This window comes from Enterobacter sp. FW301-JW81 (assembly GCF_058788735.1).
On record NZ_JBYTBA010000001.1, the window covers coordinates 902655 to 917485 of the forward strand.

The following is a 14831-nucleotide window of genomic DNA, read 5'->3' on the forward strand; positions in this document are numbered from 1 at the left end:
ACCAATAAAGTCAATGGTCACAAATTAGGGGGCCAGGCTTCTTAAAATCAGCGAAGAGAGCAGCACAGCAGCAGCGGGGGCCGTTTCGAGGTTGTACTGCAGCTGTACGGGATTAATATAAGGGCACATCACCATGTGGATGGCCTGGGTGACCTCATCCAGCGGCGTTTTTCTCTCGAACTCGCCGGCCTGCCTGCCTTCGATAATGATGCTCTCAATCAGCTTCATCAGGCTTTCTGCATACCGTTCAGTCGACGGCCACTGCTCGCGTGCGGCAACGGCGGCAATGTCGTAAAGCTTACGATCGTGGAAAAACAGCTCGCTGCCTGCCTCGGTGAGGGCTTTGAAAAGACGGCGTAGTTTTTCGCTTGCTGACGGCGAATCTTTGATGGCCGCAAGCACGGCCGCCATAATCAACTCCAGGCGGTTAGCGCAGATCACCTCGCCAATAGCCTGTTTGGAATCGAAAAACTTATAAATGTAGGACTTTGAAAAACCGATGGATTTAGCCAGTTCTGCTACGGTGGTTTTTTCATAGCCATAGTGACCGAAGTGCTCAAAAGCCGCTTCGACGATTTGCTCTCTGACAGAGTGGTCAAGGGGACCACGCGTTGATGGGGCGTTCATATTTTTAGTCATTATTTAAGCTTAGCGTGACGGGCTACGATTGACAACGAGTGACCATTTCGTATTTTGGTTACATTCGTTTTCGTCGTGAGCCGTTCAGACGGGACGATCAACCAGGTGGGGGTAAGTGTATCACTGTTTTTCGCGCGCTATGGCATCTATCTGTCTGCGGGGGCGAGGAGGCCGCAATAGCGATGCGGCCTTGTCTGTCAGGCAGCCAGTTCAGGCATTTGCTCCTTCACGAAATTCAACACCTTCTTCGCGTCCAGCGACGCGTAGGGAAGACTCTCAATGATGGCGATTGAACGCGTATTGCCCACCGTTGCGTGTATCTCATCGAGTTTGTACTGAATGTGCGGCGCGATAAGAAAACCGTCGAAAGCGGGGGCGACGCTGGCGAAGTTATCCAGCCCAACGGCGCTAATCATCAGTGGAGAGCCTTCTTGTTCTGCCAGGGACTGCATTTTTTTGGCAAGAGCGTTTGCGGTATAACCGAACAAACAACATATCAGAAGCTTTTTCATATTTTGTTCCTCCTGAAAACCGCTCATAGCGTAGTCCTGAGGTGGTCACCGAAATGCGCGCTATCTCTTATTTTGGCGACAACACTATAATCCCAGATCGCTCAATGAGGGGTGATCGTCCGGGCGTCTGCCCAGCGGCCAGTGGAACAGTCGCTCAGCGGCTTTTATCGGCATATCGTTTACGCAGGCAAAACGGCGCTTCATCAGTCCGTCCGGTTCGAATTCCCAGTTTTCATTGCCGTAAGAGCGGAACCAGTTGCCGGAATCATCATGCCATTCATAGGCATAGCGAACGGCGATGCGGTTATCCGTAAACGCCCAGAGCTCTTTAATCAGACGATAATCGAGCTCTTTTTTCCATTTCCGCTCCAGAAACGCCTGCGCCTCTTCACGGTTGGTGGCGAACTCCGCGCGGTTGCGCCATTGAGTATCCAGCGTATAGGCCAGCGCGACCTTCGCCGGGTCGCGGCTATTCCAGCCGTCTTCTGCCAGTCTGACTTTTTCGATTGCGCTTTCACGCGTAAAGGGCGGTAAAGGAGGGCGTGCGTTCATTGCGATTACCTCTGTCTGTTATTATGTAGACAGGTCTGTCTACTTACGCTAATCTATGCCTGAAAAATAACGCTGTCAACACTCCTTTTAGAGGCTGCCGAAAAGTGAATACACCCGTCATGAGTAACGATAAAAAAATCAGCGTCAGGGATAAAATATTACATACGGCGCACGATCTGTTTTATTCCACGGGTTTCAAAGCCACGGGGGTAGATACGCTGATTAGAGAGTCGAAAGTGACGAAGGTGACGTTTTATCGCCATTTTCCGAGTAAAAGTTTACTTATTCTTGCCTATTTACAGTACCGGCATGAAATATGGATTAACTGGTTTGAAACCACGCTGCGTCGACATCTCGAAGCAGGCCTGACAGCGTCTGATGCATTATCCGCAACGCTTCACGAATGGTTTGTTTCGCCCGAGTTTCACGGCTGCGCGTTTATTAACGCCAGCGCAGAGGCAAAATCTGAAGATATTGAAAGCGAAATTAAAGAGATTTGCCGCAACCATAAAATAGAAACAAAGAAAATCATTGCGTTGCTGACGAAAACCGCTGACGAGGGCGTCGTTAGCGAGATCATGCTGCTGATTGACGGCGCAATTATTCATGCGCAAATGGGCGTGAATACAGCTGATGTCATCAAACCATTGAAGAAGGCATTATCAGGGTTAACAGGGGAAAAATGACTGGCGAGATCCCGTTTAAAAAGCTTTCCTCCTCGTTACTGCGTTGCGCTCGTTCATCGGTTGATGAACAATAATGCTAAGCGTTCAATAACCTTCACACCGGAAATGAGCAAATGGCCTATAACCGCACTTTCGCGCTCGATATAAGCTGGAAAACGCTGCTGAAAGACGCGGGGCTTGAGCCAGAACGCATTCTTCGCAGGGCAGGATTACCTGACGATCTGTTTGTGCAAAAAGCGCGGGGGCTTGATACGGATGAATACATCCGTTTCTGGGACGCGCTGGAGACAGAATCGAACGATCCGGCCTTTCCCGTTCCGCTTATTGAACTGATCTCAGCGGACGTATTTGATCCACCGCTCTTTGCCGCACTGTGTAGCAGCAATATGATGCAGGCCGTCCAGCGTCTGGCCAGATATAAACAGCTTATTGCGCCCATGGTTCTGGAGACAAAGGTGGATCACAACGGCAACCTGACCGTTTCACCGCGCTGGCTTTTTGCGACAGATCTTCCGCCGTTTCTGCAGGTGGCAGAGCTGGGATTCCTGCTCAAGCTTCTGCGGCTGGGAACCCGCGAACCGGTTACCCCCTTAAAGATCTGCGTTTCTGCGCTACCGTCAGTGGTTCAGAACAGCCACTTTTCACGTTTCTTTGGTACTGACGTGCAATACGGAGAACATCCCGCCATCACTTTTTCCGCAGCCGATGCGCTTCGGCCTTTTTTAACGGTAAATGAGGGAATGTGGCAGGTATTTGAACCGGAACTGCAGCGTCGTCTCGGTCAGTTAGATGACACGGCCTCAACCGCTGAGCGCGTACGTTCAGTACTTCTGGAACTTATTCCCGGTAACGAAGCGACTATCGAAAAAACGGCGGAGCGCCTGGGAATGAGCAAGCGCACGCTGCAGCGCAGGCTTGAGCTGGAAGGGGACAATTTCCGCAACCTCGTCAACGCGTGTCGCGAACACCTGGCCCGCCATTATCTTCGCAATACGCGTCTTTCCGGCTATGAGATCGCATTTTTGCTGGGGTTCGAAGATCCTAATTCATTCTATCGCGCATTTATGACCTGGACTGGCCAGACCCCTGAAGCGGCCAGGTCAACCATGCGTCTTGAGTAAACACGCGCGTATTTATCGCTCTGATGGCGCAGTTTGCTAGTCACATGGCGCGATACGCTAGTTAACATCAGGTCGAAGGAGAGCAAACTAGCCACAGTCTACTCACCGAGGTATCTATGTTTACTCAGGACAAAAAAACTGCGCTGGTCACCGGTGCATCGTCAGGTATGGGCAAAGCCATCGCCCGTCGTCTTATTCAGGATGGCTATCAGGTTTACGCTGCTGCCCGTAGCGTTGAGAAAATGCACGATCTCGCCCAGCTTGGCGCGTACCCTCTGCGGATGGATATCTCACGTGATGAAGACATTTTGGCTGCAGTGAACACCATCATGTCGCAGACAGGTGGGGTTGACGTATTGGTCAACAACGCGGGTTTTGGGCTCTATGGACCGGTAGAAGAGATCGGTATTGATGAAGCTCGCTATCAGTTTGAGGTTAACGTGTTTGGTGCGGCCCGCCTTACGCAACTGCTGATCCCGGCCATGCGCGCCAGACGCAGCGGTTACATTATTAATATCACCTCTATGGGGGGTAAGATTTACACCCTTCTGGGAGCCTGGTATCACGCAACGAAACATGCGCTTGAGGGATGGTCTGACTGTCTGCGTCTTGAAGTGGCTGAGTTTGGCATTAAGGTTGTGATTGTTGAACCGGGTTTAATCGAGACAGGCTTTGGTGATGTGGTCAGCAGCAATATAGTTAAACGTTCAGCAAATGGCCCTTACGCTCGCCTCGTGGAAAAGGTGGCTAAATCGGTCAAAAATGCATACGGGAATGGCAGAGGCAGCGATCCGAAGGTGATTGCGGACGTGGTTGCCCGCGCCGTTAAAAGCCCTCATCCGCGTACACGCTATGCAGCCGGCAAGTATGCAAAGATGCTCATCCGCATGCGTCTCTGGTTGGGAGACCGTCTGTTTGATCGCGTTATTCTTGGCCAGACGCTATGACCCAAGCGCCGAGGATGAAAAAATCCTCGGTGTCAGTATGTACCCTTACACAAGGCTGTAAATCCCCGCTCCCCAGTAACCGGTACCCCGGGAAGTCTGTTCTTTCCAGCCTGATGCGATCAGTTCCTTCGCAATAAACCGATTGATCATTCCGTGCCCCATGAGCAAGACGGGGCCGTCAGAGTCCTTCGCGACATTCACCAGGATTTCTGCCGCCTTAACGGCACGTTCTTTTGCGACGCTCACGCACTCTGCCTCGCCAGACAGGCCGCAGAGCCAAAGAACGCGAAACAGCGCTGCCCAGTAAAAAGGCGATAGCCGTAACCCCGGAATGCGGAACACCGGCAGCTCTGCTTCCCGAAAAACCTCATCAATTAAATCCGGTTCACACCCCAGCGTTTTCAACGATGAAAGGGCTCGCGGGAGAGGGCTGCTGAGAAACGTGAGCGCGCGGTACGCCTGAATTTGAGCCTTTTCAGGCGGCCTGTCGCTGCCCGTCGAAGAGAGGTTATAGCTGTCGATCCATTCGGTCATTTCCCTGCACGAGACCCTTGGCGCGCCCCTGTAATGGGGTTCTCCATGCCGCATCAAAATAATTTCCATACGTTCTAATCGTTAGTCCTGGTCATCCATTCAAATCAGGCAGACTAGCGCGATCTGGTGAGGGTTTTTACCCACCCGTTTTGGTGTGTCGGGCGAGATCCATAACACGCGGGCTGTACTTAAGGTCGTTCACCGCAATAATATATGCGGCAAGAATGTAACTGTTTTTGTCTTTCTCGTTTCGCACGGCATCACACCTAAAGCGGTTAGTAAGGATACCCTCCATGACTCTTCGAATTCGACAGGCCACCGTGGCGGATTCAACGCTTTTAAGCGAGCTGGGATACCGCATCTATCCCGCCCATTTTCAGCATCTGTGGGTGTCAGACGCAGAGATGAAGGACTTTCTGGACGCCGAGTATGCTCCTTCCCTAATTGAGCGGAGCCTGGCAGAGAGCCACGTTTCCTGGTTTGTAGCTGAAACCGACCGCCCCATGGGGTTCATGAAAGTGACCTGGGAGGCCCTGGTTCCAGAAACGGACAAGCAGGGCGTGCTCCTCAACAAGCTCTACCTCGATCCTGCTGAAACCGGCAAGAACTATGGGCAGGTCATGTTCAGCGAAATCATCGACATGGCCCGAAGCAAGGGGAAAACCTATCTCTGGCTGGAAGTGCTTGAGCAGAACGCGGGCGCCTTCCGGTTCTATCAAAAGCAGGGCATGCTCTGCCTGAAGGACGTTGTTTTCGCAACCGCTTCTCAGCAGAGCATTCTCAGAATTATGGGGATGCCTCTTTAGAAAGCGCGTCCTGCTGTGCCAGCGACAGCGCGCTGGCGCTGGCGGGGTCGAACAGTGAGAGGCTCTCAATCTGATTGAGTAAAATCACCTTTCGGAATGACATCGCGCTGCGGGGTTCCGAGTCGAGCGTAATGTCGTGCTCCGCATACCACCTGCTGTAATTATTCTCGATGCGCAGGTTCATCGTCTTCTCGTCCCTGTACCCGCTTAACATCGGGATTAGCACGATATTCGCCGTTTTTTCATATTCCAGCGTCGCGGTGTGGATCATGCCGATGTAAATCCGCCTCGACCGGAGGGTGACCTGCGCCAGCTCGCCTTGCTCCATGCACTGGTACAGCAGTTGTTCTATCCCGCTCGACTGGGCAAGGCGTTTGTAGAGCTTTTTCCGGCTTTCACCGTCCAGCCTGGCGCTGCCCGCCCAGTTAGAGCGGTAGAGGCAAAACAGAATAGCAAACGCCAGCATAACGACCACCGGTGCCTGAATGCCTAAAAAACTCCAGTTCATAAAGTCGATTTGCCAGTCGGTATATTTCGGTGAGGCAAAGTGGAAAGCGTTGTTGGCGGCGGAAAGGCCGAGCAGCAGCAGCCAGAGCAGACCCGTGGCAATCACGCCCTGCAAAACGAAAATACAGCCATACAGCGCCACCAGAAAATAGACGTCCCAGCCGAAGGATCGCTTGATTTTAAAGCGGGTCGACAGGTCGCGGCTGGTGTACCAGTACCCGCATACCATCAGCACCATAAATATCGCCGTTCCCATATCAGGCCCTCTTCAGCGTGTCGACGTGACGCAAAAAATCCTGCCGCACCTCGTTGCTTTTGTAGTTCACCGAAGCGTTCCCGTCCTGGTCGATGATGATGCGATCGCCATCTTCGACGGCTTCAATAATTTCCTGCTGGCTCATTACCTGCAGTAAGGATTCCGGGCTGGAGAATAGGGAGAGAAAGAAACGTTTCATGTCAGGCATCCTTATGAATTAAAAAGAATAAGCCTGGAAGATGCCCGGCGAGTTTGCCTTAAGGATAACCTGAAAGTTTAAGCCGGGTGGCGGCTATGCCTTATCCGGCCTGCAAAACCCTCTCTTTTTATCTCGCCTCAACCTATTGATATATCACCAAAATAAAAAATAGATCGCCACAAACTTGGACAAATAACGTTAATTGTGTAAGTTTTAATTATGCGATTACGCCACGTTGTTTACAGCCAGGATGTGACCCATGAGCACTTTGCCCTCTGTCGTGAGTCGGTTTGTTGAGTACTACACCGCACTGGATAGCCAGCCGCCGTCTGCGCTGGCGGGGCTTTATCATTCAAATGCCACGCTTATCGATCCGTTTGGCGAGCACAACGGAATTTTCGCGCTTCAGCGCTACTTCACCCATCTGCTGGCTAACGTCGAGCATTGCCGTTTTACCATCGATCCGCCGTTGTGCAGCGACAGCCGTTTTGCTGTGACCTGGGTGATGCACTGGTCGCACCCGCGCATTGCCGGGGGAGAGCCGCTCGAACTGCCGGGGTGTTCAGTGGTGGAGACGGAAAACGATCTCATCACGCACCAGCGGGACTACTACGATGCGGGAGAGATGATCTACGAACATCTCCCTCTGCTTGGCTGGGCGGTGCGCGGCGTGAAGCGGAGGGTCAAATCATGAAGACGGTGCTGATTACCGGGGCAAGCTCGGGCATCGGTGCCGGGCTGGCTAAATCCTATTCCGCTGACGGCTACCATGTGATTGCCTGCGGGCGCGATCCGGCACGCCTGGAAGCCCTGCATCAAACCTGCCCAAATCTCACCGTTCGCCTGTTCGATATGACGAACAGGGACGCCTGTCGCCAGGCCCTGACCGGCAGCTATGCCGATCTGATTATTCTCTGCGCCGGGACCTGCGAATACCTCGAGCAGGGCGTGGTGGACGCGGCGCTGGTGGAGCGGGTGATGGCAACAAATTTCCTCGGCCCGGTGAATTGCCTTGAGGCACTGCAGCCGCAGCTGGTTGCGGGCAACCGCGTGGTCCTGGTGAGTTCGATGGCCCACTGGCTGCCTTTTCCCCGCGCGGAGGCCTACGGCGCGTCCAAGGCGGCGCTGAGCTGGTTTGCCGAGAGCCTGCGCCTGGACTGGGAGCCAAAAGGCGTTTCCGTCACGGTTGTCTCGCCGGGCTTTGTTGATACGCCCCTGACGCGGAAAAACGATTTTGCCATGCCGGGCAGGGTGAGCGTCGACGAGGCGGTCAGGGCGATCCGTACCGGGCTGGCGGCAGGGAATATGCACATCGCGTTTCCATCCGGGTTTAGCTTCATTTTGCGGCTGCTCTCCGGGCTACCCGCGTTTTTGCAGCGCGCGCTGCTGCGCAGGATGGTGCGTTCATGAAGATTGCGATTATCGGCAGCGGCATCGCCGGGCTAACCTGCGCCTGGCGGCTGGCCGGACACCATCAGGTGACCCTGTTTGAAGCGGGCACCACGCCTGGTGGGCATACCGCAACGGTTGACGTGGCGACGCCGCAGGGCACCTATGCGATCGATACCGGGTTTATCGTCTACAACGATCGCACCTATCCGCGCTTTATGGGCCTGCTCAGCGAACTGGGCATCAGCGGGCAAAAAACGCAGATGAGCTTTTCGGTGCACAATCCCGCGACCGGGCTTGAGTACAACGGTCACACCCTGACATCGCTGTTTGCCCAGCGCCGAAACCTGGTGAATCCGACATTCTGGCGGCTGCTGGGCGAGATTGTCCGCTTTAATCGTCTGGCGAAAGCGGCGTTGGACGGTGAGGTAGACCCGAACGCCACGCTGCAGACGTTTCTGGACCAGCACGGCTTCACGCCGTTTTTTGCACGCCATTACATTCTGCCGATGGGGGCCGCCATCTGGTCATCCTCGCTGCAGGAGATGAAGCGTTTTCCGCTGCCGCTCTTTTTACGCTTCTTTGACCACCACGGCCTGCTGGATATCACCCATCGCCCGCAGTGGTACGTCGTCCCGGGCGGCTCGCGGGAGTATATCCGCGCGATGCTCGACAAGCTTGGCGATCGTCTGACGCTGCACCTGAACGCGCCTGTTCAGCGTGTGAAACGTCAGGCGGATGGCGTCACCCTCCAGCTCGACGATGCCAGCCATACCTTCGACCAGGTGATTTTTGCCTGCCACTCCGCCCAGGCGCTGGCCATGCTTAGCGACCCGACCCCCGCAGAGCGCGAGGTGCTGGGCGATATCGGCTGGCAGCGCAACGAGGTGGTATTGCACAGCGATCCGCGCTGGCTGCCGGTGCGCCAGCGGGCGTGGGCCAGCTGGAACTACCGCCTTAGCGATCGCGAGCAGGCCAGCGCCTGCGTCACCTACAACATGAACATTCTGCAGGGGCTGCCTGCGGGCAGCCCGCTGTTCTGCGTCACCCTCAACCCGGAAACGCCGGTGGACGAACGCTTCGTCTGGCAACGCTTTATCTATGAACATCCGCTGTTTAACCCGCAAAGCTGGCGGGCGCAGGCGCGCCGCGGGGAGATCAACGGTCAGCGGCGGAGCTGGTTCTGCGGGGCTTACTGGTACAACGGTTTTCATGAAGATGGCGTGCGCAGCGCGCTGGACGTGGTCAATGTGATAGCGGCCGGAGAGGGGAACTGAGATGAACAGCTGCCTCTATCATGGCATATTACGCCACCGCCGCCTTCAGCCGAAAACCCATGAATTTAGCTACAGCGTGTTTATGGCCTGGCTGGATCTGGATGAACTGCCGCTGCTGGCCTCCGTCGGCGTGCGGCGCAATCGCTTTGCCGCCGCCTCGTTCCATGACGCGGACTATCCGCTCGGCGCGCCGCTTAAGGAGAACGCGCTGAGCAGGCTGGAGAGCCTGACCGGGGAACGTCCGGACGGGAGGGTTATGCTCCTGACGCAGTTGCGCTATTTCGGGCTGCATTTTAATCCGGTCAACTTTTACTACTGCTATGACGGGAAGGGAATCCTGCGCTGGGTGCTGGCTGAGGTCCGCAACACGCCGTGGAATGAACGTCATTACTATGCCGTCAACGGGCAGGATGCGCAGCCCACGGAAAAAGCGTTTCACGTTTCCCCCTTCAACCCGATGGACATGATCTACCACTGGCGCTTTAACAGCCCGGACAACACGCTGCATATGCACATTGAAAATCATCAGGAAGCGAAGGTGTTTGACGCCACGCTGGCCCTGCGCCGGGCGCCTCTGACCCGCCCGGCGCTGCGCTCGCTGCTGCTGCGCATTCCGCTGATGACCCTGAAAACCGTTTTCGCCATTTACTGGCAGGCGCTGCGCCTGTGGCTCAAGCGCGTGCCGCTGTATAACCATCCCGTCAGCAGGAGTGAACGCTCATGACCGATCCCGTCTTTGCGCTAGAACCCGATATCCCGCGCAACGTCCGCATCGCGCGCTGGCTGCTTTTCAGGCTGTTAAGCGGCATTCGCGGCGGCTCGCTCACGCTGCGAGAAGGGGCGCAGACCTTTCATTTTGGCGAGGCATCCTCCGCGCTGCACGCCGACGTGCAGATCCTCTCGCCCAGCGTCTACTGGCGCGTCCTGACGGGCGGGAGCCTGGCCGCGGCAGAAGCCTGGATGGACGGCGAATGGGAAACCGCGCATCTCACGCCGCTGCTGGAACTGCTGGCGATCAACGGCGAGGTGCTTGGCCGTCTGGAAAAAGGGTTCCGCCTGCTCGGCAGGCCGCTGGAGCGGCTACGCCACTGGACCCGGCGTAACTCCCGGGCGCAGGCGCGCGAAAATATTGCGGCCCATTACGATCTGGGCAACACCTTTTATGGCCACTTTCTGGATAAAGAGTTGCTCTACTCCAGCGCGCTGTTTACCGCTGACGAGCAGGATCTCACGGCGGCCCAGCAGGCCAAAATGGCGCGCCTGTGCGAACAGCTGGCGCTGAGTCCGGGCGATCACCTGCTGGAAATCGGTACCGGCTGGGGCGCGATGGCGGAATACGCAGCCCGTCATTATGGCTGCCGGGTGACCACCACTACGCTCTCGCAGGAGCAGTACGTCTGGGCGACGGAGCGGATCGCCCGCGCCGGGCTGCAGGATCGGGTCGAGGTGCTGCTCTGCGACTATCGTGACCTCACCGGTCAGTACGACAAGCTGGTCTCGATAGAGATGATTGAGGCCGTAGGGGAGCGCTATCTTCCGGTGTTCTTCCGCACCTGCCAGGCGCGGCTACGTCCGGGAGGACGGATGGCGATTCAGGCCATCACCATTCAGGATCAGCGCTATCGCGACTACAGCAAAAGCGTTGATTTTATCCAGCGCTACATTTTCCCCGGCGGCTTTTTGCCAAGCATTACCGCGATGAATGAGCTGATGACGCGCCACACCGACTTCGTGGTGCGCAATCTCTTCGACATGGGGCCGGACTACGCCCGCACGCTGGCCCACTGGCGGCAGAGTTTTGTTCATGCCTGGCAGGAGATTGAAAAGCTCGGCTTCGATGAACGGTTCCGCCGGATGTGGCTGTACTACTTTGGCTACTGCGAAGCCGGGTTTAACGCCCGCACCATTAGCGTGGTGCAGCTCACCGCCGAGCGCGTATGAGACGCTACCTTCAGGTCTTCCTGTTGGCCGTCGCGTTCGATCTTTACTGGGCGCTGGTGGTGCTCTTTCGCGAACAGGGCCTGATTATCTGGCTTGCGCTGGCGATCCTGGCGTGCCTGCTGTTACCGCCTGCATACCGTTTTTACGCCATCGGGCTGGCGGCCGTAGGCAGCCTGCTGGACGCGCTCTGGGCCCTGACCGGGCTTATTGCCTTCACGGGCGAGTCCCTGATGCCGCTATGGATGGTGGCGTTGTGGCTGATGTTCGCCACCGTCTGGACGCAGCTTACGCGCACCACCACGTTGCCCGGCTGGCTGCTGACCCTGCTGGCCGCCGCGGGAGGGCCGGTGGCCTATCTGTTCGGCGAGCGGCTGGGCGGGATCACGTTTCTGGAGCCGACCTTTATCGTCGTCAGCTGGATGGCGCCGGGCTGGCTGGTGCTGATGCTGTTTTTCCACCTGCTGATGGGGAGACAAAAATGAGAGCTGTGGTTCTGCTGCTTTGTTTAACGATCGTCATGCCCGCGGCCCAGGCGGCCGACTGGCTCGCCTGGCGCAAGGTGGGGGACGCCACGCTGACCTGGGGACCGTTCACCGTCTATACCTCTCAGCTGCTTACCCCCGACGGGCGTTACGGCCAGGGGAACCCGAATCAGGCGCTGATTATTACCTACGCCCGCGACATCGATCGCGATGAGCTGGTCCAGGCGACGCGCGACCAGTGGCAGGCGCAGGGGATCCTGGCGCAGGAACCACAAAGCGAAGCCTGGCTGCGGATGCTCCAGTCGCTGTGGCCGGATGTCCGGCCGGGCTCGCAGCTGGCCTTTGTCCTCAATGACGGGCAGGGGCAGTTCTGGTATCGCGAGCCGGCCACCCGGAAAACGTTTATTCCACTGGGCCCGCGCCAGTCGGAGGCGTTCAGCACCCGCTTTCTGGCCATTTGGCTCGATCCCCGCACGCAATATCCTGAGCTGCGTCAGCAGTTAATCGGAGGCCAAAAATGAAACGTATCCTGATGATGGCGCTGGCATTGACGATGCTGCTGGCAGGCTGTAGCACCGAGGTGAGCGAGTATCGCCAGCAGCAGCCGCGGCTGGATATTTTCCACTATTTCCAGGGTAAAACCGAAGCGTGGGGGATGGTGCAGGATCGCAGCGGTAAACAGCTCCGCCGCTTTCACGTAGAGATCGCCGGGGACGTTATCGGCGATACGCTGACGCTCAATGAGCACTTTGTTTACGACGACGGCGAGAAGCAGCAGCGGGTATGGCATATTCGGCGCGTGGGGAACGATCGCTACGAGGGAACGGCAGGGGATATTGAAGGAGTTGCCACGGGGCAAGCCTCGGGCAACGCCTTTAACTGGCATTACAGCATGAACGTAAAAGCCAGCGGGAGCACCTGGCTACTGAAGTTTGACGACTGGATGTATCTGCAGGATGAGACCCATCTGTTTAATAAAACCGAGATGAAGAAATTTGGCGTCACCGTCGCCACGGTGACGCTGTTCTTTACCCGGAATACGGAAGCTTAGTCGCGAACATCGCCGGTTTTGCTGCTGGAGTAGATGAAGTACAGGGCAATCCCCAGGCACACCACCGCCCCCAGACGGCTCGGTGAAAACGCAATAGCGGGATTGTTCAACCAGCCAAAGTTATCAATCAGCATGCTCATGACGAGCTGGCCGAATATCACCGCCACCGTGGCGACGGCGGTGCCGATGCGCTGCACGGCAAGCACCATGATCACAATGTAGGGCACGCCGAACATCGCCCCGAGGAGCTGCCATTTCGGCACGTCCAGCAGCGTGACGGCCTGCTTAGGCTCAAAGAAGAAAATGAGCAGGGCGGTCACCAGCGCGCCGACGGAAAACGTCAGAAATGCGCTTTTAAAAACGCCCACGCTGCTGCCGAGCTGTCCGTTGATTGCGGCCTGAATGCTCAGCGTCGCGCCGCCGCAAACGGCGAGAAAAATCATAATCAGCGTCATACGTTACCCCTGTGCGACCAGAACCAGTGCCGCAATGATGAATCCCAGAGCGATAATGCGCTTCGCGTTTATCCTCCTGTGCGGTGTACCCAGCAGACCGTAGTGGTCGATGATCAGGCTTTTAAAGACCTGGCCGGCGAGAATGCCGATCATGGTCATGGCAATGCCGATGGCGGGTGTCGCCACGGTCAGGATAACCACGTAAACAGGGCCAAGCACGCCGCCGAGCAGTTGCCAGGACGGCTGCGTAAAAAATGACGGACTGTTGCGCGGGCTGAAAAACAGCATCAGCAGAAAGGTCAGCGCGGCACCGACGCCGAAGATGCTGAACGTCGCCCATAAATCTCCGACTTCGCCGCCCAGCGGCCCCAGCAATCCCGCCTCGACGGAGAGGCCCATCCCGCCGGCAATCACCAGTAAAATCAAAACAAACTGCATTATCCTTCCTCCGTTTTCAGGAGAAGAAGATTACGTCGCTAGCTCAGTGAGAAAAATGCCATAATGCTGGAAACACCTTTGCAGGATATGCATTAATGGTAGACGCCAGCAACATCAACATTCGCGCGCTGCTGATCTTCATTGACGTGTATGAAGCGCAGAACTTCTCCGTTGTGGCGCGGCGGCAGGGGATATCGGCCTCGCAGATATCGCGCGTGATCCACCAGCTTGAGGATGCGCTCGGGCAACAGCTTTTCTACCGCAATACCCGGGCCGTCATCCCCACGGAAAGCGGCCATCTTTTTATTCGCTATGCCCGGACGATGGCGGAAAACCTGGACGAGGCGCGACGAGAGCTGGACGCGCGCGCGGCGGAGCCGTCCGGCGCGATCCGCATTAACGGACCGGTGTTTTTCGGCCAGAAGCACATTGCCCCCGGCCTTCCAGGCCTGTCGGAACGTTATCCGCGCCTGAGCGTAGAGCTGACGCTGACCGATGATTTTATCGACCCGCATCGGGATGCCGCCGACGTTATCTTCCGGATTGGCGCGCTGACGGACTCCTCGTTTCACGCGCGGGTGTTCGGGCAGCAGGTGTATCACCTGGCCGCGTCGCCAGACTACGTGCGTAAGTACGGTGCGCCTGAAGGGCCGGACGATCTGAACCGCCATCGCTGTCTGGTCTATCGCGGCTCCTCAGGGCCTAACCGCTGGCTTCTGCGCAGGGCGGGCGAGGCGTGGACACACTATCCCGTGACGCCGTTGATGACCTCGAATAATGCCGAAGCGTTACTGGGCGCGGCGCTGGGCGGGATGGGTATTGTGCTGTTTCCGGACTGGCTGGTGAGCGAGCAGCTCCAGCGCGGCGAGCTGATTCCGCTCCTGCCCGCGCTGGAGTGTGCGATTAATACGGAACAACAGGCTATCGCGGCGATCTATCCCGATGCCCGACATCCGCCTCTTAACGTCAGGACGGTGATTGATTATTACGTCGAGCGCTTTGGCACGCCGCCGTACTGGCAAGCCGGGATTGCGTGACG

General features: G+C 56.6%; 21 protein-coding genes. 13 read left to right on the forward strand and 8 right to left on the reverse strand.

Features of this window, described 5'->3' with window-relative positions:
- Positions 1 to 24 precede the first annotated feature (24 nt).
- From AC3WOK_RS04410 to AC3WOK_RS04420, 3 genes are all read right to left on the reverse strand, one after another.
- The gene (locus tag AC3WOK_RS04410) at positions 25 to 639 is read right to left on the reverse strand and encodes a TetR/AcrR family transcriptional regulator (protein ID WP_059311356.1); all 615 of its coding nucleotides are present in this window, start codon (positions 637 to 639) and stop codon (positions 25 to 27) included.
- A 197-nt stretch (positions 640 to 836) separates the two neighbouring features.
- Positions 837 to 1151, reverse strand: coding sequence for a PTS sugar transporter subunit IIB (locus AC3WOK_RS04415; RefSeq protein ID WP_492354017.1), 315 nt, complete (start codon positions 1149 to 1151; stop codon positions 837 to 839).
- Between the two features lie 84 nt (positions 1152 to 1235).
- Positions 1236 to 1703: a nuclear transport factor 2 family protein gene (locus AC3WOK_RS04420; RefSeq protein ID WP_047348631.1), complete on the reverse strand. Its 468-nt coding sequence runs from the start codon at positions 1701 to 1703 to the stop codon at positions 1236 to 1238.
- Positions 1704 to 1807: 104 nt separating this feature from the next.
- Here AC3WOK_RS04420 and AC3WOK_RS04425 point away from each other — a divergent pair, with 104 nt between their 5' ends.
- From AC3WOK_RS04425 to AC3WOK_RS04435, 3 genes are all read left to right on the forward strand, one after another.
- Entirely contained in the window at positions 1808 to 2389 is a 582-nt protein-coding gene (locus AC3WOK_RS04425; protein ID WP_074164645.1) for a TetR/AcrR family transcriptional regulator, read from the forward strand.
- Positions 2390 to 2502: 113 nt separating this feature from the next.
- Positions 2503 to 3510 carry an AraC family transcriptional regulator gene (locus tag AC3WOK_RS04430; protein WP_063956225.1) on the forward strand — a complete coding sequence of 336 codons (1008 nt, stop codon included), beginning with the start codon at positions 2503 to 2505 and terminating at the stop codon, positions 3508 to 3510.
- A 116-nt stretch (positions 3511 to 3626) separates the two neighbouring features.
- Entirely contained in the window at positions 3627 to 4457 is an 831-nt protein-coding gene (locus tag AC3WOK_RS04435) for an oxidoreductase (protein ID WP_059311352.1), read from the forward strand.
- A 45-nt stretch (positions 4458 to 4502) separates the two neighbouring features.
- Here the strand turns inward: AC3WOK_RS04435 and AC3WOK_RS04440 are convergent, their stop codons facing one another.
- Positions 4503 to 5045, reverse strand: coding sequence for a histidine phosphatase family protein (locus AC3WOK_RS04440; protein WP_059311402.1), 543 nt, complete (start codon positions 5043 to 5045; stop codon positions 4503 to 4505).
- A gap of 239 nt (positions 5046 to 5284) precedes the next feature.
- Here AC3WOK_RS04440 and AC3WOK_RS04445 point away from each other — a divergent pair, with 239 nt between their 5' ends.
- Positions 5285 to 5797, forward strand: a complete 513-nt coding sequence (locus AC3WOK_RS04445) for a GNAT family N-acetyltransferase (protein WP_492354018.1) — start codon at positions 5285 to 5287, stop codon at positions 5795 to 5797.
- On the opposite strand, the gene AC3WOK_RS04450 is transcribed toward AC3WOK_RS04445, so the two are convergent.
- Together AC3WOK_RS04450 and AC3WOK_RS04455 are read right to left on the reverse strand one after the other, a co-directional pair.
- Positions 5778 to 6560: a hypothetical protein gene (locus tag AC3WOK_RS04450; protein ID WP_063429712.1), complete on the reverse strand. Its 783-nt coding sequence runs from the start codon at positions 6558 to 6560 to the stop codon at positions 5778 to 5780. The genes AC3WOK_RS04445 and AC3WOK_RS04450 overlap by 20 nt on opposite strands.
- A 1-nt stretch (position 6561) precedes the next feature.
- Positions 6562 to 6759 (reverse strand): hypothetical protein, encoded by a 198-nt coding sequence (locus AC3WOK_RS04455; RefSeq protein WP_023335609.1) that lies wholly within the window; start codon positions 6757 to 6759, stop codon positions 6562 to 6564.
- 259 nt (positions 6760 to 7018) lie between these two features.
- On the opposite strand from AC3WOK_RS04455, the gene AC3WOK_RS04460 reads away from it, so the two are divergent.
- The 8 genes from AC3WOK_RS04460 to AC3WOK_RS04495 are packed head-to-tail and all read left to right on the forward strand — an operon-like array spanning position 7019 to position 12899.
- On the forward strand, positions 7019 to 7453 hold the full coding sequence (locus AC3WOK_RS04460; RefSeq protein WP_063429714.1) for a nuclear transport factor 2 family protein: 435 nt from the start codon (positions 7019 to 7021) through the stop codon (positions 7451 to 7453).
- On the forward strand, positions 7450 to 8169 hold the full coding sequence (locus AC3WOK_RS04465) for an SDR family NAD(P)-dependent oxidoreductase (protein ID WP_059311348.1): 720 nt from the start codon (positions 7450 to 7452) through the stop codon (positions 8167 to 8169). The genes AC3WOK_RS04460 and AC3WOK_RS04465 overlap by 4 nt, the downstream gene beginning before the upstream one ends.
- Positions 8166 to 9425, forward strand: coding sequence for an NAD(P)/FAD-dependent oxidoreductase (locus AC3WOK_RS04470; protein WP_492354019.1), 1260 nt, complete (start codon positions 8166 to 8168; stop codon positions 9423 to 9425). Before AC3WOK_RS04465 ends, AC3WOK_RS04470 begins: the two co-directional genes overlap by 4 nt.
- A gap of 1 nt (position 9426) precedes the next feature.
- Positions 9427 to 10149 (forward strand): DUF1365 domain-containing protein, encoded by a 723-nt coding sequence (locus AC3WOK_RS04475; RefSeq protein ID WP_492354020.1) that lies wholly within the window; start codon positions 9427 to 9429, stop codon positions 10147 to 10149.
- The gene (locus AC3WOK_RS04480; protein ID WP_492354021.1) at positions 10146 to 11366 is read left to right on the forward strand and encodes a class I SAM-dependent methyltransferase; all 1221 of its coding nucleotides are present in this window, start codon (positions 10146 to 10148) and stop codon (positions 11364 to 11366) included. The genes AC3WOK_RS04475 and AC3WOK_RS04480 overlap by 4 nt, the downstream gene beginning before the upstream one ends.
- Complete coding sequence (locus AC3WOK_RS04485) at positions 11363 to 11848, forward strand: DUF2878 domain-containing protein (RefSeq protein ID WP_492354022.1); 486 nt, start codon at positions 11363 to 11365, stop codon at positions 11846 to 11848. The genes AC3WOK_RS04480 and AC3WOK_RS04485 overlap by 4 nt, the downstream gene beginning before the upstream one ends.
- Positions 11845 to 12369 (forward strand): hypothetical protein, encoded by a 525-nt coding sequence (locus AC3WOK_RS04490; protein WP_059311343.1) that lies wholly within the window; start codon positions 11845 to 11847, stop codon positions 12367 to 12369. Before AC3WOK_RS04485 ends, AC3WOK_RS04490 begins: the two co-directional genes overlap by 4 nt.
- Positions 12366 to 12899 carry a DUF3833 domain-containing protein gene (locus AC3WOK_RS04495; protein ID WP_063429724.1) on the forward strand — a complete coding sequence of 178 codons (534 nt, stop codon included), beginning with the start codon at positions 12366 to 12368 and terminating at the stop codon, positions 12897 to 12899. Before AC3WOK_RS04490 ends, AC3WOK_RS04495 begins: the two co-directional genes overlap by 4 nt.
- Here AC3WOK_RS04495 and AC3WOK_RS04500 read toward each other — a convergent pair.
- Together AC3WOK_RS04500 and AC3WOK_RS04505 are read right to left on the reverse strand one after the other, a co-directional pair.
- Positions 12896 to 13354, reverse strand: a complete 459-nt coding sequence (locus AC3WOK_RS04500) for a DMT family transporter (RefSeq protein WP_492354023.1) — start codon at positions 13352 to 13354, stop codon at positions 12896 to 12898. The genes AC3WOK_RS04495 and AC3WOK_RS04500 overlap by 4 nt on opposite strands.
- A gap of 3 nt (positions 13355 to 13357) precedes the next feature.
- Positions 13358 to 13792, reverse strand: a complete 435-nt coding sequence (locus AC3WOK_RS04505; protein WP_047348617.1) for a DMT family transporter — start codon at positions 13790 to 13792, stop codon at positions 13358 to 13360.
- 95 nt (positions 13793 to 13887) lie between these two features.
- Between AC3WOK_RS04505 and AC3WOK_RS04510 the strand changes: the two genes are divergently transcribed.
- Positions 13888 to 14829: a LysR family transcriptional regulator gene (locus tag AC3WOK_RS04510; RefSeq protein ID WP_492354024.1), complete on the forward strand. Its 942-nt coding sequence runs from the start codon at positions 13888 to 13890 to the stop codon at positions 14827 to 14829.
- The last annotated feature ends 2 nt before the right edge of the window (positions 14830 to 14831 follow it).